Source organism: Enterococcus sp. 3G6_DIV0642, assembly GCF_002140635.1.
Taxonomy (GTDB): domain Bacteria; phylum Bacillota; class Bacilli; order Lactobacillales; family Enterococcaceae; genus Enterococcus_D; species Enterococcus_D casseliflavus.
The window spans coordinates 1,725,053-1,748,092 of record NZ_NGLH01000001.1; the positions used below are offsets into that span (position 1 = coordinate 1,725,053).

A 23,040-nucleotide genomic window follows, 5' to 3' on the forward strand; every position below is an offset into this window, starting at 1 on the left:
TTCTTTCGTTCAGTTCTTGTCAAATGAATAGCGATTTCAGCTTTTCCAAATAGTCTAGAGGGATCGGGGTTCTGGTGAGATGAAAAAAAACTCGCAAAGCTTCTTGTCTTGCTAAAGACACTGATTCTCTGTACGAATCAGTGTTCGCTCTATTTTAAAGAAGGGAATTAGGAATAAAACGGCATCTAAAAAAGAGGAAGCTTATAAGAAAAAGTCAAATTAATGATAATAAATCGCAATTCTTCATTTTATTCTAACAAAATGACAATTTTCTTAGGTATTCATCACAAATCTATCACATTTCCAAGCTAAAGTTTGTTATTATCTGAAAATTTTCATCATTCAGATAAAAGCTTCTTCATTATGAGCAAATTTTTTATAGTTAGTTGATAGAAAACAGGACGAGCGTATGTGTTTTCGATCCAAGTTACACGCCAATGCGTCTAATTTCTATATTTGCTGGTATGAAGAAGAGCGCAAAAAAAAATCCTTAAGTTACAGGGGACGAAATGGAGGATAACATGAAAAAAAGGAAAACAAGCTGGGCTCTCGTATTGTTAACAAGTCTGATGGTATTAGGTGCTTGTGGTAGTGGAGGCCAAGACCCAACAGATAGTTCGGGAGGGAATGTGTCAGGGGGAGCTAGTTCTGATCCTAATGTATTAGTGGTCGCATCAGGTGCGGATCCAGTGACATTAGATATCCATCAAACGAACGACCAAGCAACTACCAGGGTAGCAAGACAGATTTATGAAACACTGATCAAACAGACGAACGATCTTGAGTTAGTGCCAGGGTTAGCAACAGAGTGGGAAGAAATTGAAGAGAACCTTTATGAGTTCAAGTTGCGAGAAGATGTTGTCTTTCATAATGGGGAAGCGATGACAGCTTCTGATGTTGCCTACACCCTTCGACGGGCGGTTGACTCACCTTCGATCAGTCATATCATTGGTTCGATCGATCCTGATACGATCGAAGTGATCGATGATCATACGATCCTTATCGGGACAAATGGTGCCTTCGGGCCTTTCTTGACTCATTTAGCACATCCTGCGGTTGGAATTTTGAGTGAGAAAGCTGTGGAAGAAGCTGGTGAAGATTATGGTATCAGCAGCGTTGTGGGAACGGGTCCCTTTGAATTTGTTGAATGGGCAACCGGTAGTCACGTGACGTTAGATCGATTTGACGATCACTGGGATGAGCCAGCGGGAATGGAAAGAATTGAGTTTCGGACAATTACAGATTCAAGTGTTCGTTTGATTGAACTAGAGTCAGGAACCGTCGATATTGTTTATGATATCGCTCCTTCTGATAATGAAAAGGTTGAAGAAAACGATGAATTGACTTTATTAGCGACAGAAAATTTAGGAACGGAATACTTAGGTTTCAACGTTCGAAATGATACACCGTTGCAAGAAGTAGGGGTACGTCGCGCGATTGCCCATGCTATCGATGTCGAATCGATTATCCAAACGGTTCATATGGGGATCGGGACTCAAATGAGTGGACCGATCAACGAATTGGTTTTTGGATATAATGAAAACTTGGAAGCTACTCCTTATGACGTTGAATTAGCAAAAGAACTATTAGCAGAAGCTGGTTATCCAGATGGCGGGTTCTCCCTTTCGTTGTACGTCGGTGATAACAATCAAGAACGAATCCGTGTCTCGCAGGTTGTTTCCGCTGCTTTAGAAGAATTAGGTATCACTGTTGAGGTCAACCAAATGGAGTGGGGAGCATTTTTAGATGCTGCAGCAGCTGGTGAACCAGATATGTTCTTACTAGGTTGGACAACGATCACAACAGATGCTGACTATGGATTGTATCCACTGTTCCATTCAAGTAGCTTTGGCGAAGCTGGAAATCGTACGTTCTATCATAATGAACGGGTAGATGAATTACTTGATGCAGCTCGTAGCACTTCTGACCAAGAGGAACGCTTGGCCTATTATCACGAGGCGCAAGAGATTATCAATGATGAGATGCCTTGGGTTTACTTACAAACCAGAGAAAATGTTTCAGGTATCCGCAACTGGGTGCAAGGGTTCGAACATCATCCAACAGGAAGTTACTTCTTAGATACGGTGTCAAAAAACTAAATTGGATTGAGAGTATAAAATAAAGAGCCGCAATGGCTCTTTATTTTGAGGAGATGAATAGATGTTCCAATATATTGTAAAACGAATTCTGTGGTTGTTTCCTATCCTGCTAGGCGTCTCTTTTATTGTATTTACGATTATGTATCTATCACCTGGAGACCCTGTAACGATGGTGTTGGGGGAAGGAGCGACTCCTGAACAATATGAGGCCATGCGTGTGCAAATGGGGCTTGACCGTAGTTTTATCGAACAATTTTTTCATTATATAAAAAATGTTGTTGTCGAATTTGATCTTGGGAGATCGTATGTTTCTGGCCGGGTGGTCATGGATGAAATCCTAGTCCGTTTGCCCAACACAATCAAATTATCAGTATGGAGTGTGTTATTTGCCTCGCTGATTGGTATTCCACTGGGAGTGATCTCTGCTTCGAGACCTTATTCCAAGGTTGATAATTTCGTGATGTTTCTTTCACTAGTTGGGGTTTCTATGCCAACCTTTTGGCAGGCACTCCTTTTAATTATTCTTTTTACTTCTACCCTGGGCTGGTTGCCAGCATCTGGTTTTGATACTTGGCAGCAAATGATCATGCCAGTATTTGCATTGGCTTCCTCATCAATTGGCACGATCGCCCGGATCACAAGGTCGAGTATGATGGACGTTTTAGACCAAGATTATATTCGTACGGCAAAAGCCAAAGGAGTAAATGGTTCAAAGGTGACGTTCCATCATGCCTTAAGAAATGCCTTGATTCCCGTAGTGACAGTCATTGGTTTGCAGTTTGGGGCTTTATTAGGTGGGGCTGTATTGACCGAGACTGTTTTTAGTATCAATGGGATCGGGACATTGATGGTGAATGCGATCCGTACAAGAGACACAATGATCGTCCAAGGCGGCGTTTTATTTATTGCATTTATTTTTACGATGGTTAATCTATGTGTCGATATTCTCTATGCATATATCGATCCGCGAATTAAAACCTCATATGATTAAGGGAGGAACTCATGTTTTCTAGAAAAAAGGCCATAGCGAAAACGCAAGCACTTGCAGGCGTACCAGAAGGATCGAAACAAGAGATTTGGCTTTCCTTAAAAGCAAATCGCCGAGCAATGTTTGGGTTACTATTTATCACGTTACTGACGATTACTGCGATTTTTGCAGACTTTATAGCTCCCTATGGTATGAGGGAGCAAAATCTAGCCAATGCATTGCAATTTCCAAGTCGTTCTCATTGGTTTGGGACAGATGACTTGGGACGTGACGTATTGTCTCGTTTGATTTACGGCACGAGAATATCGCTGACTGTAGGCGTTTGTGCGGTGTTACTGGCACTCTTTTTTGGTGGCATCTTAGGTGTCTTATCCGGTTATTTCAGAGGGTGGATCGATACGCTGATTATGCGTTTTTGTGACATTTTACTATCCATCCCTTCCATTTTGTTGGCAATCGCCATCGTGGCTTCTTTGGGATCCAGTCTGCCGAACATGATCTTGGCGATCGGGTTGGCGAATATCCCCATTTTTGCTCGTATTATTCGGGCAAGTGTGATGGCGGTCAAAGAGAAGCAATTTATTGAAGCTGGAAAAGCGCTGGGCGCAAATAATGGATTGCTGATTTTTAAACACATCTTGCCAAATATCCTTTCACCAGTCATCGTGCATTCATCAATGGGCGTTGCCACAGCAATTTTATCTGCTGTTGGCTTAGGATTTATTGGCTTAGGTATGGAGGCTTCCGTTGCGGAATGGGGAACGATGTTAAATTTTGGACGAGGCTATATCCGAACACATCCCTACCTGACGATTTATCCAGGGATCGCGATCATGTTGACCATTTTATCCTTCAATTTGATCGGTGACGGAATCCGAGATGCCATCGATCCGAAGATGAGAGAGAGGTAAGCAGTTATGGACACGATCATGCGCGTCAAGAATCTACAAAAGTATTTTCCTGTGAAGAAGAAAAACTTTTTTGGGGTGGGAAAAGACTATGTGAAAGCAAATAAAGATCTTACGATCGATATATATGAAGGAGAAACATTAGGCATCGTCGGTGAAAGTGGCTGTGGAAAATCGACCTTTGGACGCACGATTATTCAGCTCCAACGACAAACCGGAGGCTCGACCCTTTACTATGGAGAGACGATCGAAGATTTCATGCCTCGTTACGTAAAAAAAGTCTATCAACAACTGCCACAAAAGATGAAACAGTTTACTGATTCTGTCAATGAGCTCCAGTCGATCGAATCAAAACTCGCTACCGATTCAGCTGCTGATGTAGAAGCAACAACGGAACGGTTGCGTCTAAAGAAAATCGCTTTTGAAAATGAATATGGCAATACCCTACGATTAGTCGGAGGCTTGATTTTGCATGATGATCTACAAAAGGTCAGTAAGCTTCTTTCGTCTCGTTACGAAGCTGCAGCAAAAGTTGCCGCTAGCAAGCGAGCGTTAACATTTAATCAGCAAAAACAAGCGATGAATGGGGCAGTGGATCAATCAGAGCTCATAAATTTGGAAAAAACGATCGCTGAACAACAAAATGACTTAGCAGCTATTGATAAGCAAGTCGCACAACTAAAAAAAGATGTCATGAACAAAAAAGATTTTTCATACTATGAAGAGCAGCTTGATTCTGGCATCGATCTAGCTGCTTTGACTCAAAAGGAATCAAGAGTTTTACGAAAAGACCTGCAAATTATCTTTCAGGACCCTTACTCCTCACTAGATCCACGGTTAACAGTGGGTGATATTATTGGAGAAGGTTTGTTGATACACAAATTTTTTGCTAGTAAAAAGGACCCAAACTATGAAACCTATATTCTTGATATCATGGAAAAATGCGGGTTAAAGAAAGAATTTATTCATCGCTATCCGCATCAATTTTCTGGTGGACAATGACAACGAATCGGGATTGCTCGTGCCTTAGCTTTAAAGCCCAAATTCATTGTTTGCGATGAAGCTGTTTCAGCGTTAGATGTTTCGATTCAGTCACAGATCATCAATTTGCTTCATGATTTGCGGGAAGAACTCAATTTGACTTACTTGTTTATCACCCATGATCTTGGAGTCGTAAAATTTATTTCTGATCGGATCGGTGTGATGTATTTTGGGCATCTTGTAGAATTAGCTTCAGCTGAGACGATTTTTTCTAACCTGATCCATCCGTACACACGGCAATTATTAAATGCCATTCCAACGCTAGACGAAGAGTATCGCCCATGGGCTCTTGATGAAACCCATCCTGATTTGGTATTCAACTATTCAAAAGAAACTGATGCTGATCCAGATTGGGTAGAAGTCGAGCCGAATCATTTTGTGAAGTGTACGCGAAAATAGTTTTTTTAGAACATAGAAATTGAAACATGGTTGATGAGTCAATCAATCGAACCATAAGCATGATACGATTGGTTTAATGGGAAAAATCAAAAGGAGGTCCAGATGGATTTACTAGAAGTTGATAATCTGCATACGTATTTTGATACGAAACGGGGCACTGTCAAAGCTGTCAAAGGCGTTACTTTTTCATTAAAAAGAGGGAAGACATTAGGAATCGTTGGAGAAAGTGGGAGTGGCAAAAGTCAAACAGCCATGTCGATCCTTCAACTTTTTCAGCGAAATCAATATATAGCGGAAGGGCAGATCCGTTTTGATGGAAAAAATATCCTCGCATTAAGCAAAAAAGAGCTTTTAAAAATTCGTGGAAATGATATTTCAATGATCTTTCAAGAGCCTCTGACAAGTTTGAATCCGGTATTTACAATCAAAGCACAACTGACAGAAGCCTTGAAACTTCATCAGCACGTCGACAATAAGACGGCGACTTTACGGGCATATGAGCTGTTAGAAGCTGTCAAGATCACAGATCCTAAACGAGTAGCCAAGCAATATCCTCATCAGTTATCTGGAGGAATGAGTCAGCGGGTAATGATCGCAATGGCATTAGCCTGCAATCCGAAGCTATTGATTGCCGATGAACCGACTACCGCACTCGATGTGATCATCCAAGCAGAAATCCTTAAGTTAATGAATGAGTTAAAAGATAAGCTGGATACAAGTATTTTATTTATTACCCATGATTTGGGTGTCATTAGTAAAATGGCCGATGATGTGATCGTGATGCATGGGGGAAAAATCGTCGAGAGTGCCCCAATCAATGAGATATTTAAAAATGCTTACCATCCGTACACAAGGCGCTTACTTGCTGCGTTTTTAAGAACCGACATTCGAAACAAGAAAACAGCGCCTGATGATTTTTACAGTAAGGAAAACAATGTCTTTGATTTCACCACATTTAAAACAGAAGAAACAGCGGACCCGGATTGGGTTCAGGTAGGAACAAATCATTTTGTCGCTGCCAGTTTGAGAAAAATCGATAACTAAATGAAAAAGTCGTAAAACAAAGCTTTGTTTACGGCTTTTTTCAGTATGCTGGAAAGGAAGACTTTTTGTGAGGAAGTTGTGAGAAAGATGTAAAAAATAGGGGAAGGTTTGCTCAAGAGCCTTGCCTTAAAGTCCACTTCAAGAATTATACTGGAACTACCATTTTTGATGGGAAAAGAAAGGAGCAATTCAATGAACAAATGGACAAAAGGACTTTTTCTGACAATGATTTTTCTAGCAGGATGCAGCAGTGATTCAATGAATGACGAGCCAGACATTGGTACAACGGAAACAAGTACTAGTGACACCGTTACGCAACAAATGAGAGAAACAGGGATTGATGGAGAGGCCGATATTTTGATTGCCTATTTCACAAGACCAGAAAATTTAGAGCATGAACCAGCGGTCGAAGCAGTTTCTGGAAGTAGTTTTAATGTAATCGATGACACCTTGGTAGGAGATGTCCAGGTGATAGCAGAAATGATCGCTGAACAGACCGGCGGTGCGTTGTTCTCGATTCAAACAGAAGTAGGTTACCCTAACGTTTACGATGAACATACAGCTTTTGCGACTAGAGAGGTGGAAGAAGATGCCAGACCAACGTTGAAGGCTGACGTTGCCCAAATGACTGAAGTGGATGTTCTCTTTATCGGCTTTCCCGTTTGGTGGAACCGTGCCCCAAGAGCCGTTTTAACATTTCTTGAAACCTATGATCTTACGGATAAACAAATCATTCCTTTTGCAACCCATGGGGGAAGTGGATTGACCAATAGTCAAAATGAACTTCAAACGTTGTATCCAGCGTATGACTTTCTTGAAGGCTTTGCAGCAAGAGCGGGAAGTGTTGAAGAGGCTGAACCGAATCTGTTGAATTGGCTCGATGAACTAGGATATTAGCAAAATTCAAGTTTAGTAGCCGTTTCTCAATTGGCTACATGTTTATGATGTACCACAAACCGAAATAATCATAATATAATTATGGTAAACTAATGCAGTTGATTTATGAATCATTTGGGGATGCGCTGATGGATTAGAAGCAAAAGCTCCTACTTATTCCCGAGAATAGTCAGTTTTTCCAATTTATTCGTTCTAGGTTGACTACAATCGTGTTATTTAGGATAAGAAAGGTAGATCATGACCAAAGAGACGATTAATAGAATCACACCAATAACCGACAATGGCAATACAGGACCATTCCACGGACGTTTGTTCAGCAACGCACGCACTCTAAAGATGAATCCTCCAAGTCCGAGTAAAGCGATCGCTACACAAAATAAAAGAATTGATAAATTTAACATCATATTCCTCCAAATCATTGTATGAGGACTCATACCAAGATACTCATATATCCTACGCCAAAAGCCGTAAAAAGCAAGCAGCTGACAAAACTGTTCGTTTAAGCGAACAGTTTTTACATGTTGTTGACGAATCTTTTTACAATTCTGCAATTTCCTACGCTTTTTTAGCTAGATTCGCTGGAACAGTGATTCTTTGTTATCATAAGAATTGATAAGGAGACTGGAGAGGGAGGTTCTCTTTTGTTTCGAACACCTTGAATGCACAAGAAAAAATGAGGAGGAGATTTTGTGGAAATTCGGTTATTAAAATATTTCTACACGATTGCGGAGGAAGGGACGATTTCTCAAGCTGCAGAAGTGCTCCACATCACACAACCGACATTGAGTCGACAATTAAAAGAATTAGAAGACGAGTTAGGGACGGCACTATTCACTCGTGATAATCGTAAAATGGTTTTAACGGAAGCGGGGCGTTTTTTTAAAAGCCGTGCGGAAGAGATTTTGAGTTTGACAGACCAGACAATGCAAGCGTTTGAAGATCGTAAAAAACATTTATTTAGCGGTCACTTCACGATTGGTTGTATGGAAGCAGATAATTCCGATACGCTTTCCTTGATGTTGGAAGAATTTATCAATGATTATCCGGATGTTCGCTTTCATATTCATAGTGGTACCGGAGATGATATCAGCGATCGTCTAGAGAAAGGCTTGTTGGATCTAGCGATCTTGATCGAACCGATTGAAATCGAGAAGTATGAAAAAATCGTTCTACCACGAAAAGAAACATGGGGCTTTTTGAATTCGGCTGATTCTTTTCTTGCGCATAAAGAAGAAATTACACCCGAAGACATCAAAGGTGTGCCTTTATTGATCTCCAAGCGTCCAGAAGTACAGCAAATGTTCAGCCAATGGTCGAAGACACCAGTGGAAGAGTTGCCGATCGTGGGTACCTACAATTTAATATTCAATGTCTTTTCCTTAGTAGAAAACCATGTTGGTTCGGCACTGACTGTTAGTGGCGCTGTTGGTCAGCGAAGGAATGAGGCAATCAAGTTTCTGCCTTTAGTACCACAAATCGAGACCAGCTGTGTATTGGTTTGGAAAAAGAATCGTGTACTGTCTCCAGTCGTTATCGAGTTTATTCGACGATTTCGCGATTCCTTTCAATAGTCTCAGTGTAAACATCAAAAGAAGCGGTGATATCCGCTTCTTTTTGTATATCGAAACCAGCTATGCTTTGTAAGCATAAGGTCTTGTGTGAAAAAGCATTAGCCAATCCAACTCGATTGGCTTACCATTAAATCTATCAGGAAACAAAGAGTAGGAGGTGACACAATGGCGGCAATACTTGTTTGTTCACGAGCTGGTGAAAATCTGATTGAGGGACAGCTAAAAAAACTGGGCTTAGGAAATACGCAGATTCTAGCAGAGAAGCTGTCAGAGCAGCTGCAATGCCCCCTTTATACTCTTGACCCTGTGGAACCTTATCCTGAAAGTTATCGGGCGATGGTCGAACATGCAAAAAAAGAAAAAGCTGCTAATGATTTTCCCCGCTATCAAACAGTACCGTCTGCGTTTTTTAAAGAACGGATACTATTTGTTGGATTTCCCAACTGGTGGGGGACCTATCCGATGATCGTGGCGAGTTTTTTAAAAGACCATCATTTCGATGGGAAGATTATTTTTCCCTTTTGTACTCATGAAGGCTCAGAATTCGGCAATAGCCTAGAAGACTTTAAAAAAACTTGTCCTGAAGCCCTCATTTATCCTGGATTAGCCATCCGTGGTTCACGAGTGAATAAGGCGGATACTGCCATTCAAAATTGGGTGAGCCAGCATTTTATCACAATAGAAGAAGGAGTCGATCGATATGGTAAAGAAACAAACTGCAGGAAGAGATAATCTAGGGACATTTGCGCCGAAATTTGCGCAATTAAATGATGATGTGTTATTTGGTGAAGTTTGGTCACGTGAGGAAGAATTGGCTCCTCATACAAGAAGTTTATTAACGATATCTGCCTTGATTTCGGGTGGCAATTTTGAACAATTGACTGCCCATCTGACGATTGGCAAGGAAAACGGGATCACTGTAGAGGAAATTGCAGAAGTAATCACTCATCTGGCTTTCTATGTTGGCTGGCCCAAAGCTTGGTCTGCTTTTAACATCGCCAAAACGGTTTATCAAGAAGAGCTAGCTGAATTGGAGGAAAAATAAATGTCAGAACTCGATGCAGCAAAAGAAGCTGGAATCTTTTCATTAGGCAACACAAATGACGCCTATGCACAATATTTTAACGGTCAGAGTTACTTGAATCCTTTAGTAGCTGATCCAGCGATTCCAGTCAACGTTGGCAATGTGACCTTTGAACCAGGTTGCCGCAACAATTGGCATCGGCATATTGATGGTGGGTATCAATTGTTGTTGGTGACTTCAGGAGAAGGCTGGTACCAAGAAGCAGGCAAGAAACCGCAAAAACTTACTGTTGGTGATGTCGTAGTCATCAAGGAAGGGGTCAAACATTGGCATGGTGCATCAAAAAATAGTTGGTTTGCCCATGTAGCGATTACTGCTGGTGCTTCAGAATGGTTAGAAGCAGTCAGTGATGAAGAATACGATCAATTGCTCGATGCATAAGCGATGATAAGGCAGCCGTACTGGAAGGCGTGTAACAAATCTTATGGGGTCTCACCTGACTGGGGCAACCAATAGTGTGGCGAGTCAAAAGAGATCGGAGTGATCAATGTGAATGAATGTACGGTCGAGCCGATGATTCAACCTTTGTAAATAGGAGAGAAAAAAGAAGCGTCCATTCGCACGTTAGCTGTGCAAGTGGACGCTTCTTTTTGTTTAGCCAAGATAAAATTCAATCAACGTTTTTGCAATTAGTTTTGTCATGGGATGACCTTTAGTAAAGCTTGATGCTAAATAGATCGTCCTTGATAAGGGGAAATCTGCTAGTTCACGTAAAACGAAAGGTGCCTCATCTTCACAGCCCCAAGTAATTTTAGGAAAGAACGTGATTCCTAGTCCTTGATTGATAAGGGAGCGCAACGTCGCCGGATCGTCCGTCGTTGAACCGATAGCCAAACTGATTTTTTTTGCTTCAAAAGCTTCGTCGATGGTTCTACGCAGCGGGCTGTTTTCAACCAGCATCAGCAAAGGCACGTGTTGGATATCGGCAACTTGCAAGTCTTTTTTTTCTGCCAAGGGATGCTTTTTGGGGATCGCCAGTAAGATGGGTTCCGTGAATATTGGCAGATTGGTCAAGCCGTTCTTTGGCTCAGAGGTAATGTAGAAGGCTTGTTCTTTGTTGGTCTCCTCACTGCCGTGCTGCTTGATCGAAAGTTGGATCTCAGGGTGCTTTTCAACGAATGTCGCCACCAAGTTGGGCAAGGAAACAGAAGCGACTTCAGAGTAAATCGTCACTGCAGGGACCATTTCTCCATTTAAGGCTTGGATCGCACTCTTTCCTTCGTCGAAACGTGCTAACGTCTCAACGACATAGGGATAAAATTCTTCAGCATACATCGTCAACTCGATATGCCGACCGGCATGATAGAACAAAGGAACGCCTAGTTCACTTTCTAGGTGTTTCATGGCACGGCTCAAGGCAGGTTGTGAGATGTATAATTCTTGTGCAGATTGGGTAATATTTTTCGATTCGGCTACTTTTTTAAAGTAGCGTAAATGATCAAGGTTCATCAGATACTCCTCTTTCCATACCTTTTGGTTATGGATATTCACGAAACTGGTATTTTTTATTATAACAAACTTCCGTTATTATGACACAGGAAAGAGAAATTGTTTAGGAGGTGTTTCATGAGTACAGGTTTCTTATACCCAGGACAAGGCAGTCAGACCAGCAAGATGCTTGAGGACGTGCCTGCCAGTTATTTCCATCGGCTAGAACAGGCGACAGGCTTTGATTTACACCCTGTATCGGGGGATCTCAAACAAGATACCGTCTCTATTCAGTTGGCCCTTTTAGTAAAAGCGGCTTTTTACACGGACCAGATGAAAGCATCTGGTGTGCAACCTCAGCTTGTGGCGGGGCATTCGATTGGCGCTTTTTCCGCTGCGTTAGCTTGTGAAAGCTTGAGTTTCGAAAATGCCGCTAGCTTGGTCTATCATCGGGCGACATTGATGAAAGAAGCCTATCCGACTGATTATGCCATGGGGGTACTGGTTGGTGTAACGAGAAGTGAAGCAGAAGCGCTCGTGGCAAATACATTTGATCCTGCTGCTCCCGTCTATTTATCAAATGAAAATTGCCCCATGCAGCATACGATCTCTGGTCATATCAAAGGCTTGCGCAAGACGCTAGCTCAAGCGAAAGATTATCATGCGCAAACCGCCAAACTTTTAGCAGTGCCTGTCCCGTCCCATTGTGTGTTGATGGCAGAACCCGTGAAACGGTTTGCGCCATTTATGAACACGGTATTCCTTGATGTGCCTATCTGTCCGTACCTCAAAAATACGGATGGTCGGATGACCATGAACCCTGAAGAGATCCGTCGAGATTTGCTGCAAAATATTGCTTATCCGGTGCAGTGGAACAAGATCATGGATGTTGCCTACGAAGCAGGACTTGATTTGGCTCTTGAATTTCCTCCTGGCAATACCCTAACAAAACTGATCCAAGCAAAATTTGGTGAAAACAAAGCGATCCGTGTGATCAATTTGGATCAACATGGCTTGGATGATGCTTTATTCCTATATCAAAAATGGAGATGAATAGAATGGAAAAACCTGCAAGAAACTGGGCAAGTAAACGTGAAAAGAAGGCCCAAACCATGAAAAAAATCGAGCATCTTCTCGATGGAAAATATGTCCCAACGGAAGCGATCATTGAAGTCTTAGAACAGTTGATCCGTCCGGGAGACAAAGTGGTCCTTGAAGGCGATAATCAAAAACAAGCAAGCTTCCTATCAAAAAGCTTAGAACAAGTCGATGCTCAAAAAGTCAATAATTTGCATATGATCATGTCGAGTATCTCCCGTCCAGAACATTTGACGATATTTGAAAAAGGCATTGCAGCGAAAATCGATTTTTCTTATGCAGGCGCACAAAGTACGCGCGTTGCCCAAATGATTGAAGACAAAACTATGAAATTAGGGGACATTCATACGTATTTGGAATTATATGGTCGCTTATTTATTGACTTGATTCCGAATGTGGTCCTTGTGGCGGCGGACAAAGCCGATCGCCAAGGAAATCTTTATACAGGTTACAATACGGAAGAAACGCCAACGATCGTCGAAGCAGCAGCCTTTAAAGATGGGATTGTGATCGTTCAAGTTAATGAAGTGGTCGATCGTTTGCCGCGGGTCGACATTCCCAGCGATTGGATCGATGTCGTCGTGGTAGCAGACCAACCGTATCAATTAGAAGCCCTCTTTACGAGAGATCCGCAAAACATTACGGAATTACAAATTTTGATGGCGATGATGGCATTAAAAGGAATCTATGCAGAACATGAAGTACAATCGTTGAATCATGGGATCGGTTTTAACACCGCTGCGATCGAGTTACTTTTACCAACCTATGGAGAAACGCTTGGAATTAAAGGAAAAGTAGCGAAAAACTGGGTCTTGAATCCTCATCCAACGATGATTCCAGCTATCGAATCTGGTTGGGTCGAAAGCATCCACAGTTTTGGTGGGGAAGTTGGTATGGAAAAATATATTGCCGCTCGACCCGATGTATTCTTTGTCGGAAAAGACGGCACGATGCGCAGCAATCGAGCATTATCACAAACTGCAGGTCAATATGCCATCGATATGTTTATCGGTTCGACCTTACAACTAGATTATCATGGAAATTCTTCTACAGTGACGAAAGGCCGCTTATCTGGGTTTGGTGGTGCACCAAATATGGGGCATAATCCGGGGGGCCGTCGGCATTCGACTCCAGCTTGGCAATCCTTGCGGGATGAAACAGATCCTTTAGCAAAAGGACAAAAATTAGTCGTTCAAATGGTTGAAACGTATGGGTCCAATAAAAAACCTGTTTTTGTAGAAACGTTAGATGCGTTGGCTGTCCAAAAGCAAGCTGGTTTAGCCAATGCCCCAATTATGATCTATAGCGAAGATACGACGCATATCGTGACAGAAGAAGGCATCGCTTATCTTTATAAAGCAAACTCAAAAGAGGAAAAACAAGCAGCCATCGCAGCCATCGGCGGTGTAACTCCACTAGGAATGACCAGCACAAAAGCTTCTCTGGATGCCTTGCGCAAAGCGGGGATCGTGAAATTACCAGAAGACTTAGGGATCAAACGCAGTGATGCCAAACGATCATTGTTAGCAGCTCAAACCGTTGATGATTTGATCGAATGGTCCGATGGGTTGTACGAACCGCCAATGAAATTCAGAACGTGGTCTTAATAAGAGCAAGAGGAGAGAAGAAGAGATGGAAAAATTAGCTTATACGTATCAAACAACGAAACCAGTCACCAAAAAAGTCCATGTTGGCGTGGTGGGTTCTGGTGACTTGGAAATTCTGCTTTTTCCAACAGACAAACAAGAAACCACCGTTTCAGTTTGTACAGGAAGTGACGGCTTTGGCGATGTGTGGCAAAATGTCTTGACGCGTTTTTTTGAGCGCTATCCAATCAGTGCGCAAATAGTGATCAACGACTTTGGCGCCACTCCCGGTGTGGTTTACCTACGATTAACCCAAGCAATGGAGGAACTAGCAGATGAAGAATAGTTTTGTAGAATTAAATGCTCGAGAACGGGTGCACGCCTTATTGGATGCCAAGAGCGGTCGTGAATTGATCGATCCATTCGACCAAATGATCGCACCCAATCTGGTGGCTCAAGACATCGTGCCACAAAGCGATGATGGGATCGTTGTGTGTCGTGGAACGATTTCTGGAGAAAACGTAGTCGTGATCGCTATGGAAGGGAAATTCCAAGGTGGCGGGATCGGTGAAGTTTCTGGTGCTAAAATCATCGCTGCATTGACGCATGTGTTGGAAGAAAACCAAAAGGGCAATCCGATCACACCGATCATCATCCTCGATACTGGTGGGGTACGCCTCCAAGAAGCGAATTACGGCTTATTGTCGATCGCAGAAATCGGCAATTTGATCGTTGCAATAAAATCGTATGTGCCAGTGATTGGTTTAGTGCCAGGTCGGGTGGGTTCTTTTGGCGGTATGTCGATTACCTCAGCACTTATGACTTACTTGATAGCGACGAAGAAAGCCCGTATCGGTTTGAACGGTCCTGAAGTCATCGAGCAAGAAGCTGGCGTGAGAGAATTTGATTCCAGTGATAAAGATTTGATTTGGAATACCATTGGCGCCAAACAACGTTTGGAAGCACAGATGATCGATGAACTAGTGACTGACAGTGTCGAATCGATCCAAGAAGCTGTGATTGCGGCGATGGTTGAAAAGAAAGACAGTCATCGCAGCGAAAAAAGTGGTTTTTATCTTTCTCTTTTAAACAAACTTGATCTATCAAAACCGCTGGCTATCGAGGCATTCAATAAGTCTATTGCAGCGCATAAAGCAACTGAAGTGGCACCTATTACTGTAACAGAAGGCCAAGAAGCTGCTGCTGACAGTATCGGTTATCATTGGTTTTCAGCATTGACGAATCTGCAGTTCCCAACCTCAACTAGTGCAACAGTCTATGCAGCTGCATCTGACCTTTTTACTGAAGAAGTCGTTGTTACAGCAATCGTGCCAAACCCAAATAATCCGATGTATCGGGTACGCAATGGAGAAGTTGGTTTAGTCGAAGGGTACGAGATGGGCCATCTGTTAGAAACTGTTTATCACGAAGACAAAGAGAAAGCAATCAAACGGCCAATCGTTGCGGTCATCGATGTCCCTAGCCAAGCGTATGGCTATAATGAAGAATTGATTGGTATTCATGCAGCTTTAGCAAATAGTGCGGCAGCTTATGCCAAACTACGCCAAGCGGGTCATCCAGTGATCGGTTTTATCGCTGGTAATGCGATCTCTGGGGCTTTCTTAGCGCATGGCTTGCAATCAAGTCGTCTGATCGCATTAAATAGTGAAAAGATCACTGTTCAAGCAATGTCAAAAGAAAGTGCAAGTCGAGTCACCAAACGGTCGATTGCAGCGATTGAAGCCGCGGCGGAAAAAGTACCAAGTATTGCTTATGATATCAAAAATTATACGAAACTTGGGGCAATCTTCACTTTCTTATCCTCCATTACGGATCAGTCTGTCACCTCTGAAAGCAAAGCGACTGTAATTGAAGCGATCAATGAGGCGATTGATGATGTGCGTAAAACGAATGACACGATGTTGACCAGTCGCTACACCAATCCGATCGCTAAAAAGAGCGGCCGGCTGGAAACGAATAACGTATTTGAAAAAATGAATGCAGAATGGAATGAGTAACGAATGAACCGTGCCCACGATATCGTTCAATTAGATAAAGAAGTTCTTGATATGATTGATATTCCCAAATGGTTTTCTGAAAAAGAACAGCTTTTTGCGACCGTCCGTCGTGGGAAACCCCGTAACCCCAGCTATTTACCAGTGGGGTTGCGCGGGGAAAAGCGGCAAGAACGGTTTGCCTTTGAGGCACCCTGCAACATGATCAAACGAACGATCCATCCTTGGGAATTGATCACTCGTGAGAGCTTTCGATTCAATGAAGTAGCCAATTATCCAGTTTACCGCAGCTATCAACAAGCACGGCTTTTATTGAAGCACTATTCTTGGGGAATCGGTGGCAGCTTGGGTTTTGAATTGGCTGCAAAACAGGCAGCAATCAAGCCGACCAGTGATTTAGATCTGTTGCTTTATGCCGACACGAAAGAAAAGCTGCCACTGGAACTATTGGAAAAGCAGGCAGCCTTTTTTCAACAGATCGATGTTCAAGTTATCACAAAACAAGGCGGGTTTGCCTTAAAGGAGTATTTGGAACATCCATCAAAAAAAATCTTAGTAAAAACAGACGAAGGGCCAAAACTCACCACTGAGATTTGGTAATTATTAGAAAAGTGAGCGAAAAACATGTTTGAGAACAACGATTTAAAAATCAACATCAGTGATTTCCAAAAAGTATTTGCCGTGACAGCAGTAATGATGCAAACGATTTTGACTTTTGCCTTATCCAATACCCAAGATGAAAAGACTGCAGCATTCATCGGTACCTTTTATGTCTTGGTGAAATTTACCGCACCCTTGTTTATTTTTGCTATTGTTTATAACATGGTTAAGACAAGTCAACATCTGTCTTATCTAGAATTTTTGAAAGAAAAGTTTTTTGAACTTGTCGTGCCATATGTGCTTTGGAACGACGGCTTATTTATGGCTGTTTCCCGCTGTCCAACAAGGAAAACCTTATACTGACACAGCAACGTTTTTACTGAAATATGTGACGGGGGATGCGGCGCCACACTTGTGGTATACGATCATGATGCTGCAGATCCAATTGTTGATGCCGTTTTTTGTCTGGTTAGGCTACAAAGTGTTGACGAAGAAAAAAGCTGTTTGGCCAGTATTGATCGTCGCAACTGCTTTGTATGTCGTTTGGTATGTATTTTATGATCGCCAAGTTTTTGAAGGACCGCATCATGAAAGCTGGTATTTATTGGATCGGTTTGTCTTTAGCTTTGTGATCTACGGGATCTATGGCGAGGCCGCTTTGATTTATCACGAAACCGTCTATCGCTTCCTATACAAGATTCGCTACGCTTTCTTGCCAGTGGGCTTAGCATTAGGGCTATTATCTGCCAATCATCTGCTACATTATGCAGGTGATCTAAGTTTCGCTCATGCACCGTATTTAAATACATTGCAAAGCTTATATAGCTTAGTATTGATTTTTGCAGTCTTTATGTTTGGATCAACCATGATCAAAAACAATGCCCCACAGTTAGGGACGTTTAAGTGGCTGTCTACTTATGCGTATCGGTCCTATCTTGCCAATGTTTTTGTCTTTCAAGTCTTGTTGCTATGCTTCAAAGATTTATTGCTGCAACTGCCAATGGGCATCATGATCATCGTCGCTTATTTGGCAACTGCCAGCTGTGGTTTTTTAACAAGCTATGTTTTGCATGTTTTATGGGTAACGATCAAAGGTCAAATCAAAAACTAGAGGAGGAGTTGGATGTTTGCATTAGCTGTAGAAGAAAATTGTCGACGACTCGCCCAATTGGTAGAAGAAGCCTTGATTGCAGAAGTGACATTGTCCCCAAAACCTGGGTTAGTGGATGCCATTGATTCAGGTGCCCATCACGATATGGATCAAGCACTCTTTCTACGATCAGCTCGAGCATTGACGCCATACTTTGAAGAAATGGCCTTGGTGTCTTGGGGAAGCAGCATGTCTCAAGAGTTGCGGGAAGCAATCGCTGCAATCGGTCGGAAGGCAGAACAGGCGATGTTGGCAGCCACTGGAGGCATCAACACTCATAAAGGAGCCATCTGGGCACTAGGCTTGCTCATCAGCGCCGTCAGTAGCCAACTTAGTCGCAAACAACGGATTTTTTTACCAGAAGTCTTTTCTGACATCCAGCTTCTCACTGCATTTCCTGATCGTGCGCTGATTCAACAAACAGAAAGTCATGGCAAAACTGTTCAAGCCAAATATGGACATCTCGGTGCGTATGGGGAAGCTGCTGCTGGGTTCCCTCATGTTCAAATCGCTCTAGCAGATTATTTTTCTCGGGATTGTTCCAATGAGACCAAAAAAAGGCTCCACATGCTGTTGGCGATCATCGCTACGCTGGACGATACGTGTATTTTATACCGCAGCAATCAAGAGGTACTGGCACTGGTTCAGCAACTCGCACAAAAAGCCAATCAGCAAGCGTTGCCGAACCCAGCATTTCATGCACTAGCAGCCTTCTGCCAGTCAGAAAATGTGTCTCCAGGCGGCAGTGCTGATCTGTTGGCTGCCAGCTTCTTTTTATTGTCCATCAACTCGGCTTTACCCGTAAACGAAGGAAAGACCGTTTACCAATAACTCTTTTCCTTAGAAGAAAGGCAACGATTCTTCTAAGGATTTTTTGTTTCATTTTTTCGCTCGATTAAGAAAAATAAAATCTCTTGCTATTTGCATAGTTTAATGATTAGATAATTCTTAGGCACTACTGAAATGCTTCGTTGCTCCATTGCAACGAATAAAGGAGTTACAGATGAAATACTATAATGCTTTTCTTCAAAATCTTGTGTTGCGGCGCTGGACTGTCCTGTTTATGCTTGCGGGCATTCTTTTTTTGTTTCGCAGTCTGATGACCATTCTTTTGCTGACCTTTATCTTTACGTATCTGATTTATCGGCTGGTTCTTTTGCTCCATCGAAAAAGCCATCTGCCCATCAAGCTTACGAGCATCCTGACCTACAGCTTGATTGTTTTTATTCTTTATTTAGTAGCAACAAATTATGTACCCATCATCATCAAACAATCCGTCCAATTAGTCAATTCCGTTGCTGATTTCTACCAACGGACAGACTCCAATAATGAATTGATCGAATATGTCTTGAATTTATTGCAGACCAGCGAATACATCCAGAAATTACAAAGCGGCGTTCTAGTCGTGATCAATTATCTGTATAATTTCGGTGAGTTGGCGTTGACTGTGCTGATCTCCTTTCTGCTTAGCTTCTTCTTTATGATCGATAACAAAAAGACCGTTGCGTTTTCTCGGCTGTTTTTGCAAGGGCGAGGGGCGTGGTTCTTTGAAGATGTTTACTATTTAGGAGCTAAGTTTACGCGGGCTTTCGGAAATGTGATCGAGACGCAGTTGGTGATCGCCTTAGTCAATACAGCGATCACTGTTTTCGCCTTAGCGGTGATGGGCTTTCCGCAGCTGTTGAGTTTGGCGTTGATGATTTTCTTTCTCAGCTTGATTCCTGTTGCTGGTGTGATCATCTCGTGTATTCCATTGACGTTTATTGCCTATTCTATCGGCGGATTTAATGACGTGATCTACATTCTATTGATCATAGTGTTTGTTCATGCCTTGGAATCCTATATCTTAAATCCCCGCTTGATGGCTAATAAAACAGAGATCCCGATGTTTTACACGTTTATTCTCCTGTATCTTAGCGAACATCTCTTTGGCTTGTGGGGCTTGATCATCGGGATCCCATTGTTCACTTTCTTTTTAGATTTAATGAATGTGAAAGAGATTCCGAGATTGCGTAAAAAATCCGATGACACCTTGCAGGACCAATAAAAATGATTGCTGTAAAGGATGGCAATTGATAGAAAAAACCATCTCTGCCGATGAAAGGCGAGATGGCTTTTTTATTTCGCAGCAATTTTTTTCGTAAAGGAGACAAAGCAGATTGCTGAAGAGGGGCTTTGAAACCTGCCTGTTGGGAAATACCCCAAAGAATGATAAAAGTGAACCAGTTTGGATTCTTGCAGGATCGTATTCAAACGAATCGTATCTGTTTGTACGTTCCTTTCAATCAAGATCATTGCTTGTCTACCAATCCCGCGGTTCTCGTAGGAGGGAAGAAGGGCGATGGAAGATAGCTTCGTCGTATGTTCCTGCTCAACCGTCAGTTTTATAAAGCCCACGGTTTTCTGAGCGGTCATGATTAAATAATAAGTGGTATTCGACGCAGAAAACTTTGCGTTAAGCTTCTCGAAACTTTGTAAATAGGGAGAAGTTTCTTTGTCTTGATAACGGAGAAAGAGGGATTTGAAGGCCGCTTTTTGTATCAAGTAGATTGAAAGCAGATCGGAAAGCTTCGCTTCTTTAAGCTGAATGAGCATGCACACCTCCATAAAAAATCAGACATCATTTATTGAAAGACATTGATTCGGCTTAGCAGATCCTGATGGAAAAGCCATCGATTAGCAGTCTTTCATTGGCTCGTTTCTGTTTTGATCCTTCCCTCAACCACAGGTTCACAAACGAAGAGATCCGCTGGGGTTCGTGCCGTCGTTGTTTTATTGAAAAAGATCATTTATCGATGTCACTAAGTCGTCATAGGTTTGACCGGTAGCGATTGCATAAACGGAAAGCAAAAAGACGAGTGCTGCTGCCAACACGTAAAAAATACGGAGGCGATAGCCGTCACCTGTCCGACGATTTTTTACAAAAGTAAAAACCGTCACAGCTAGATAAGCGAAGGTCAATAAACAAATAAGATACGTTATAATTTCTGGAGTCATAAGCGTTTTCCTTTCTTTTTTTATTTGTATAAAAATATACTCAATAAATATAATATAACCATTTCAATAGCGTCAAAGAAAGCGCTCAATTTTTGACAAAAAAACTGACCGAGTGGCAACCACTGGTCAGTTCTATTCAAAAACGATGGGGCATGATCTTAATTGTCTTTTTTTTCCGCATCTAGTAAGCTTCTTAGTTCATCAGCTAAAGCGATACAGGCAATACTATCCGTTAAGGACATCAGGGGATTTTCGAGTTGTCCTTGTGCAAGAGCGGTGTGAACTGCTTGAATCTCTGAATGGAAATCATCGATCTCGTACCCAATATCATAGACCGTGTCTTCTTGGTCAATCGTCACGGTAAAAGAAGCGGGGCGATGGAAGTTGGGGATCGTGATTTTCCCTTTTGTTCCTTGTAACTCCGCCACCGTCTCTTTTGTTTGGTCAAATCCAGTCTCAATCACTGCAACAAAGTCTTCACTGACAAAGCGTGCTTCAACATAGGTATCAACCCCAGTTTCATACAGGCTGTAATCGATCATTTCGGCAGTTAAATTTTCTGGTGAAAAATCTTGGATAAAGGCTAAGTTATAGATCCCCATATCCAGTAAAGCACCCCCTTGTTTTGGCAGATAATGGTAAGAACTGCCTTCGACTGGTAAATGGCGGCGAAAAGTAGTCGTGACACTTGTTAGCTCACCGATATGACCACTATCCACAAGTTCTTTTAGTTTGCGATACGCTGGGGTGAAGCGTGGCTTCATGGCTTCCATAAAGAAGACTTCGTGTGCTTGAGCTTGTTTTTGTACATCGCGCATTTCTTGTGCAGTCAAGGTTGCTGGTTTTTCACATAAAACAGCTTTTTTCGCTTGAAAGGCTTTGATGATCCATTCATAATGATACAAATGTGGCAAAGCAATATAAACGACATCGATAGTTGGATCATCTAATAGGTTTTGGTAGTCATCAAAGACGGCATCACACGGAAATTTTGCTTGAAACGCTTGCGCTTTTTCCATCGTACGACAAGCAACCCCATAAAGCTGGGCGTCTTGAAAATTTTCTAAACTTGCAGCAAAGCGATTGGCGATATTTCCGGCACCAATAATTCCCCAATTGATCATTTCATTTCCCTCTTTTCTTCAGTTGACGGGTATTCTGAGAGAATCCCTGATTCCAAAACAGTTTGTTTTTTTCTTAACTCGACAATATTTTTTTGGTATTCTTTGGCATACAGCAATGCAAACAGTGAATCTAAAATATACTCAAAGGCGACCTGTGAAGAAAAGGTGCCGACTTTGAGAAAATCACGTTCATCATGAGAAGCGATGATCGCATGGGTCGCTAATGGGATGATTTTCGCATGGGCGTTTCCAGAAATCACGATCACTGGTACGCCGACATCACGAAAGTGCTGCATGATTTTTTCGTATTGCGTATTTTTCCCACGGTAGGTAATAAACACGGCACAATCATTTTGCGTGACGTTCGATGCATTCCACGCATCATCCCCATATTCATCAGCTACGATCAGATACTTATTGATTTTGACCAACTTATTTTGAAAACTTCTTGCTCGGATCTGAGAATCGCCGCGAGCAAATAAGAAAATCCGTTGCGCAGCTTCCAACGATTGCACCACTGCTTCCATCATTTCTGGAGCGACCTGAGCATGGGTTTTGTGGATCGAGTTGATCGTTAGATCGGCCATTTTTTTCAAAATGTCAGGTGTTTGATCCTTAGGCGAAAAGGGAAAATTCGCGTCAACAAAGGTTGGGTTGAACATCTGATTATGGGCAATTTCAGCCAGACCTAAGCGAAAACTTTTAAATCCTTCATACCCCATCTTTTTGGCTAGACGAATGACGGAAGAGTGGGATGTGTATGTATGCTTGGCGATGACTTCAATCGTCAACGAAGGCACATCATTGATATTTTGCAAAATATAATCGGCGATCCGTTTCTCCGTATTGGTCAATCCTTCTTGAAGCCGTAATTTATCTCCTAATAACATCAAACCACCTCTTTCTAATCATAGCCTAGGACAAAGAAAACCAAAAGCAAAAACTGTACCTTTTTGTCAATTTGGTAAAAATGTTCAGAACCACTCAGCAGTTTGCGAAAAAGTCTGGTCA

The 23,040-nt window shown here is 42.2% G+C and carries 24 protein-coding genes and 1 pseudogene; 19 read left to right on the top strand and 6 right to left on the bottom strand.

The features are described from left to right. The first annotated feature begins 521 nt into the window (after window positions 1–521). The 7 genes from A5878_RS08200 (at window position 522) to A5878_RS08225 (ending at window position 7,376) form a co-directional block, all read left to right on the top strand. Window positions 522–2,099, top strand: coding sequence for an ABC transporter substrate-binding protein (locus A5878_RS08200; protein ID WP_086295341.1), 1,578 nt, complete (start codon window positions 522–524; stop codon window positions 2,097–2,099). A 61-nt stretch (window positions 2,100–2,160) separates the two neighbouring features. Beyond that, window positions 2,161–3,090: an ABC transporter permease gene (locus A5878_RS08205; RefSeq protein WP_015509667.1), complete on the top strand. Its 930-nt coding sequence runs from the start codon at window positions 2,161–2,163 to the stop codon at window positions 3,088–3,090. A gap of 11 nt (window positions 3,091–3,101) precedes the next feature. Then, on the top strand, window positions 3,102–3,998 hold the full coding sequence (locus tag A5878_RS08210; RefSeq protein WP_060791898.1) for an ABC transporter permease: 897 nt from the start codon (window positions 3,102–3,104) through the stop codon (window positions 3,996–3,998). 6 nt (window positions 3,999–4,004) lie between these two features. After that, window positions 4,005–4,997 (top strand): ATP-binding cassette domain-containing protein, encoded by a 993-nt coding sequence (locus A5878_RS08215; protein WP_306297925.1) that lies wholly within the window; start codon window positions 4,005–4,007, stop codon window positions 4,995–4,997. A gap of 135 nt (window positions 4,998–5,132) precedes the next feature. Further along, window positions 5,133–5,435 (top strand): hypothetical protein, encoded by a 303-nt coding sequence (locus tag A5878_RS17690; protein WP_256925780.1) that lies wholly within the window; start codon window positions 5,133–5,135, stop codon window positions 5,433–5,435. Between the two features lie 102 nt (window positions 5,436–5,537). Next, window positions 5,538–6,479 carry an ABC transporter ATP-binding protein gene (locus tag A5878_RS08220; protein ID WP_086295343.1) on the top strand — a complete coding sequence of 314 codons (942 nt, stop codon included), beginning with the start codon at window positions 5,538–5,540 and terminating at the stop codon, window positions 6,477–6,479. Between the two features lie 192 nt (window positions 6,480–6,671). Beyond that, a complete protein-coding gene (locus A5878_RS08225) occupies window positions 6,672–7,376 on the top strand; it encodes a flavodoxin (protein ID WP_179190637.1) in 705 nt (234 codons plus the stop codon). A 212-nt stretch (window positions 7,377–7,588) separates the two neighbouring features. Here the strand turns inward: A5878_RS08225 and A5878_RS08230 are convergent, their stop codons facing one another. Then, window positions 7,589–7,777, bottom strand: coding sequence for a hypothetical protein (locus A5878_RS08230; RefSeq protein ID WP_086295347.1), 189 nt, complete (start codon window positions 7,775–7,777; stop codon window positions 7,589–7,591). A gap of 288 nt (window positions 7,778–8,065) precedes the next feature. On the opposite strand from A5878_RS08230, the gene A5878_RS08235 reads away from it, so the two are divergent. The 4 genes from A5878_RS08235 (at window position 8,066) to A5878_RS08250 (ending at window position 10,412) form a co-directional block, all read left to right on the top strand. After that, a complete protein-coding gene (locus A5878_RS08235; protein ID WP_086295349.1) occupies window positions 8,066–8,947 on the top strand; it encodes a LysR family transcriptional regulator in 882 nt (293 codons plus the stop codon). Window positions 8,948–9,112: 165 nt separating this feature from the next. Further along, the gene (locus A5878_RS08240) at window positions 9,113–9,679 is read left to right on the top strand and encodes a flavodoxin (protein WP_086295351.1); all 567 of its coding nucleotides are present in this window, start codon (window positions 9,113–9,115) and stop codon (window positions 9,677–9,679) included. Then, window positions 9,648–9,992, top strand: a complete 345-nt coding sequence (locus tag A5878_RS08245; RefSeq protein ID WP_005226045.1) for a carboxymuconolactone decarboxylase family protein — start codon at window positions 9,648–9,650, stop codon at window positions 9,990–9,992. Before A5878_RS08240 ends, A5878_RS08245 begins: the two co-directional genes overlap by 32 nt. Then, complete coding sequence (locus tag A5878_RS08250; protein WP_086295353.1) at window positions 9,993–10,412, top strand: cupin domain-containing protein; 420 nt, start codon at window positions 9,993–9,995, stop codon at window positions 10,410–10,412. A gap of 213 nt (window positions 10,413–10,625) precedes the next feature. Here the strand turns inward: A5878_RS08250 and A5878_RS08255 are convergent, their stop codons facing one another. Further along, window positions 10,626–11,480, bottom strand: a complete 855-nt coding sequence (locus A5878_RS08255) for a LysR family transcriptional regulator (protein ID WP_086295355.1) — start codon at window positions 11,478–11,480, stop codon at window positions 10,626–10,628. A 117-nt stretch (window positions 11,481–11,597) separates the two neighbouring features. Here A5878_RS08255 and A5878_RS08260 point away from each other — a divergent pair, with 117 nt between their 5' ends. The 8 genes and pseudogenes from A5878_RS08260 (at window position 11,598) to A5878_RS08295 (ending at window position 19,955) form a co-directional block, all read left to right on the top strand. Next, window positions 11,598–12,512, top strand: coding sequence for an ACP S-malonyltransferase (locus A5878_RS08260; protein WP_086295357.1), 915 nt, complete (start codon window positions 11,598–11,600; stop codon window positions 12,510–12,512). Between the two features lie 5 nt (window positions 12,513–12,517). After that, window positions 12,518–14,164, top strand: a complete 1,647-nt coding sequence (mdcA, locus tag A5878_RS08265) for a malonate decarboxylase subunit alpha (protein WP_086295359.1) — start codon at window positions 12,518–12,520, stop codon at window positions 14,162–14,164. A gap of 25 nt (window positions 14,165–14,189) precedes the next feature. After that, window positions 14,190–14,489, top strand: a complete 300-nt coding sequence (locus A5878_RS08270) for a malonate decarboxylase subunit delta (protein ID WP_005226050.1) — start codon at window positions 14,190–14,192, stop codon at window positions 14,487–14,489. After that, window positions 14,479–16,161: a biotin-independent malonate decarboxylase subunit beta gene (gene mdcD / locus A5878_RS08275; protein ID WP_086295361.1), complete on the top strand. Its 1,683-nt coding sequence runs from the start codon at window positions 14,479–14,481 to the stop codon at window positions 16,159–16,161. Before A5878_RS08270 ends, mdcD begins: the two co-directional genes overlap by 11 nt. A 3-nt stretch (window positions 16,162–16,164) precedes the next feature. Then, window positions 16,165–16,758 (top strand): malonate decarboxylase holo-ACP synthase, encoded by a 594-nt coding sequence (locus A5878_RS08280; RefSeq protein ID WP_016620112.1) that lies wholly within the window; start codon window positions 16,165–16,167, stop codon window positions 16,756–16,758. A 24-nt stretch (window positions 16,759–16,782) separates the two neighbouring features. Further along, window positions 16,783–17,869: pseudogene (locus tag A5878_RS08285) on the top strand (acyltransferase family protein). A 12-nt stretch (window positions 17,870–17,881) separates the two neighbouring features. Continuing rightward, window positions 17,882–18,739, top strand: coding sequence for a triphosphoribosyl-dephospho-CoA synthase (locus A5878_RS08290; protein WP_086295363.1), 858 nt, complete (start codon window positions 17,882–17,884; stop codon window positions 18,737–18,739). Between the two features lie 172 nt (window positions 18,740–18,911). Then, window positions 18,912–19,955: an AI-2E family transporter gene (locus A5878_RS08295; protein ID WP_005226055.1), complete on the top strand. Its 1,044-nt coding sequence runs from the start codon at window positions 18,912–18,914 to the stop codon at window positions 19,953–19,955. 71 nt (window positions 19,956–20,026) lie between these two features. Here A5878_RS08295 and A5878_RS08300 read toward each other — a convergent pair whose 3' ends face one another. From A5878_RS08300 to A5878_RS08315, 4 genes are all read right to left on the bottom strand, one after another. Further along, window positions 20,027–20,503: a GNAT family N-acetyltransferase gene (locus tag A5878_RS08300; protein ID WP_086295365.1), complete on the bottom strand. Its 477-nt coding sequence runs from the start codon at window positions 20,501–20,503 to the stop codon at window positions 20,027–20,029. 177 nt (window positions 20,504–20,680) lie between these two features. Then, a complete protein-coding gene (locus A5878_RS08305; protein WP_005226057.1) occupies window positions 20,681–20,905 on the bottom strand; it encodes a hypothetical protein in 225 nt (74 codons plus the stop codon). A gap of 158 nt (window positions 20,906–21,063) precedes the next feature. Continuing rightward, window positions 21,064–22,029: a Gfo/Idh/MocA family protein gene (locus A5878_RS08310; protein ID WP_086295368.1), complete on the bottom strand. Its 966-nt coding sequence runs from the start codon at window positions 22,027–22,029 to the stop codon at window positions 21,064–21,066. After that, a complete protein-coding gene (locus A5878_RS08315) occupies window positions 22,026–22,919 on the bottom strand; it encodes a MurR/RpiR family transcriptional regulator (RefSeq protein ID WP_010748330.1) in 894 nt (297 codons plus the stop codon). The genes A5878_RS08310 and A5878_RS08315 overlap by 4 nt, the downstream gene beginning before the upstream one ends. Window positions 22,920–23,040 lie beyond the last annotated feature (121 nt).

Excerpts from the sequence above, each read along its gene's own strand:
- A5878_RS08310 (WP_086295368.1), bottom strand. The coding sequence starts at position 22,029 with ATGATCAATTGGGGAATTATTGGTGCCGGAAATATCGCCAATCGCTTT.
- A5878_RS08260 (WP_086295357.1), top strand. The coding sequence starts at position 11,598 with ATGAGTACAGGTTTCTTATACCCAGGACAAGGCAGTCAGACCAGCAAG.
- A5878_RS08225 (WP_179190637.1), top strand. The coding sequence starts at position 6,672 with ATGAACAAATGGACAAAAGGACTTTTTCTGACAATGATTTTTCTAGCA.
- A5878_RS08200 (WP_086295341.1), top strand. The coding sequence starts at position 522 with ATGAAAAAAAGGAAAACAAGCTGGGCTCTCGTATTGTTAACAAGTCTG.
- mdcA (WP_086295359.1), top strand. The coding sequence starts at position 12,518 with ATGGAAAAACCTGCAAGAAACTGGGCAAGTAAACGTGAAAAGAAGGCC.
- A5878_RS08305 (WP_005226057.1), bottom strand. The coding sequence starts at position 20,905 with ATGACTCCAGAAATTATAACGTATCTTATTTGTTTATTGACCTTCGCT.
- A5878_RS08240 (WP_086295351.1), top strand. The coding sequence starts at position 9,113 with ATGGCGGCAATACTTGTTTGTTCACGAGCTGGTGAAAATCTGATTGAG.
- A5878_RS08245 (WP_005226045.1), top strand. The coding sequence starts at position 9,648 with ATGGTAAAGAAACAAACTGCAGGAAGAGATAATCTAGGGACATTTGCG.
- mdcD (WP_086295361.1), top strand. The coding sequence starts at position 14,479 with ATGAAGAATAGTTTTGTAGAATTAAATGCTCGAGAACGGGTGCACGCC.
- A5878_RS08280 (WP_016620112.1), top strand. The coding sequence starts at position 16,165 with ATGAACCGTGCCCACGATATCGTTCAATTAGATAAAGAAGTTCTTGAT.
- A5878_RS08295 (WP_005226055.1), top strand. The coding sequence starts at position 18,912 with ATGAAATACTATAATGCTTTTCTTCAAAATCTTGTGTTGCGGCGCTGG.
- A5878_RS08205 (WP_015509667.1), top strand. The coding sequence starts at position 2,161 with ATGTTCCAATATATTGTAAAACGAATTCTGTGGTTGTTTCCTATCCTG.
- A5878_RS08315 (WP_010748330.1), bottom strand. The coding sequence starts at position 22,919 with ATGTTATTAGGAGATAAATTACGGCTTCAAGAAGGATTGACCAATACG.
- A5878_RS08300 (WP_086295365.1), bottom strand. The coding sequence starts at position 20,503 with ATGCTCATTCAGCTTAAAGAAGCGAAGCTTTCCGATCTGCTTTCAATC.
- A5878_RS08215 (WP_306297925.1), top strand. The coding sequence starts at position 4,005 with ATGGACACGATCATGCGCGTCAAGAATCTACAAAAGTATTTTCCTGTG.
- A5878_RS08230 (WP_086295347.1), bottom strand. The coding sequence starts at position 7,777 with ATGTTAAATTTATCAATTCTTTTATTTTGTGTAGCGATCGCTTTACTC.
- A5878_RS08270 (WP_005226050.1), top strand. The coding sequence starts at position 14,190 with ATGGAAAAATTAGCTTATACGTATCAAACAACGAAACCAGTCACCAAA.
- A5878_RS08210 (WP_060791898.1), top strand. The coding sequence starts at position 3,102 with ATGTTTTCTAGAAAAAAGGCCATAGCGAAAACGCAAGCACTTGCAGGC.
- A5878_RS08290 (WP_086295363.1), top strand. The coding sequence starts at position 17,882 with ATGTTTGCATTAGCTGTAGAAGAAAATTGTCGACGACTCGCCCAATTG.
- A5878_RS08250 (WP_086295353.1), top strand. The coding sequence starts at position 9,993 with ATGTCAGAACTCGATGCAGCAAAAGAAGCTGGAATCTTTTCATTAGGC.
- A5878_RS08255 (WP_086295355.1), bottom strand. The coding sequence starts at position 11,480 with ATGAACCTTGATCATTTACGCTACTTTAAAAAAGTAGCCGAATCGAAA.
- A5878_RS08220 (WP_086295343.1), top strand. The coding sequence starts at position 5,538 with ATGGATTTACTAGAAGTTGATAATCTGCATACGTATTTTGATACGAAA.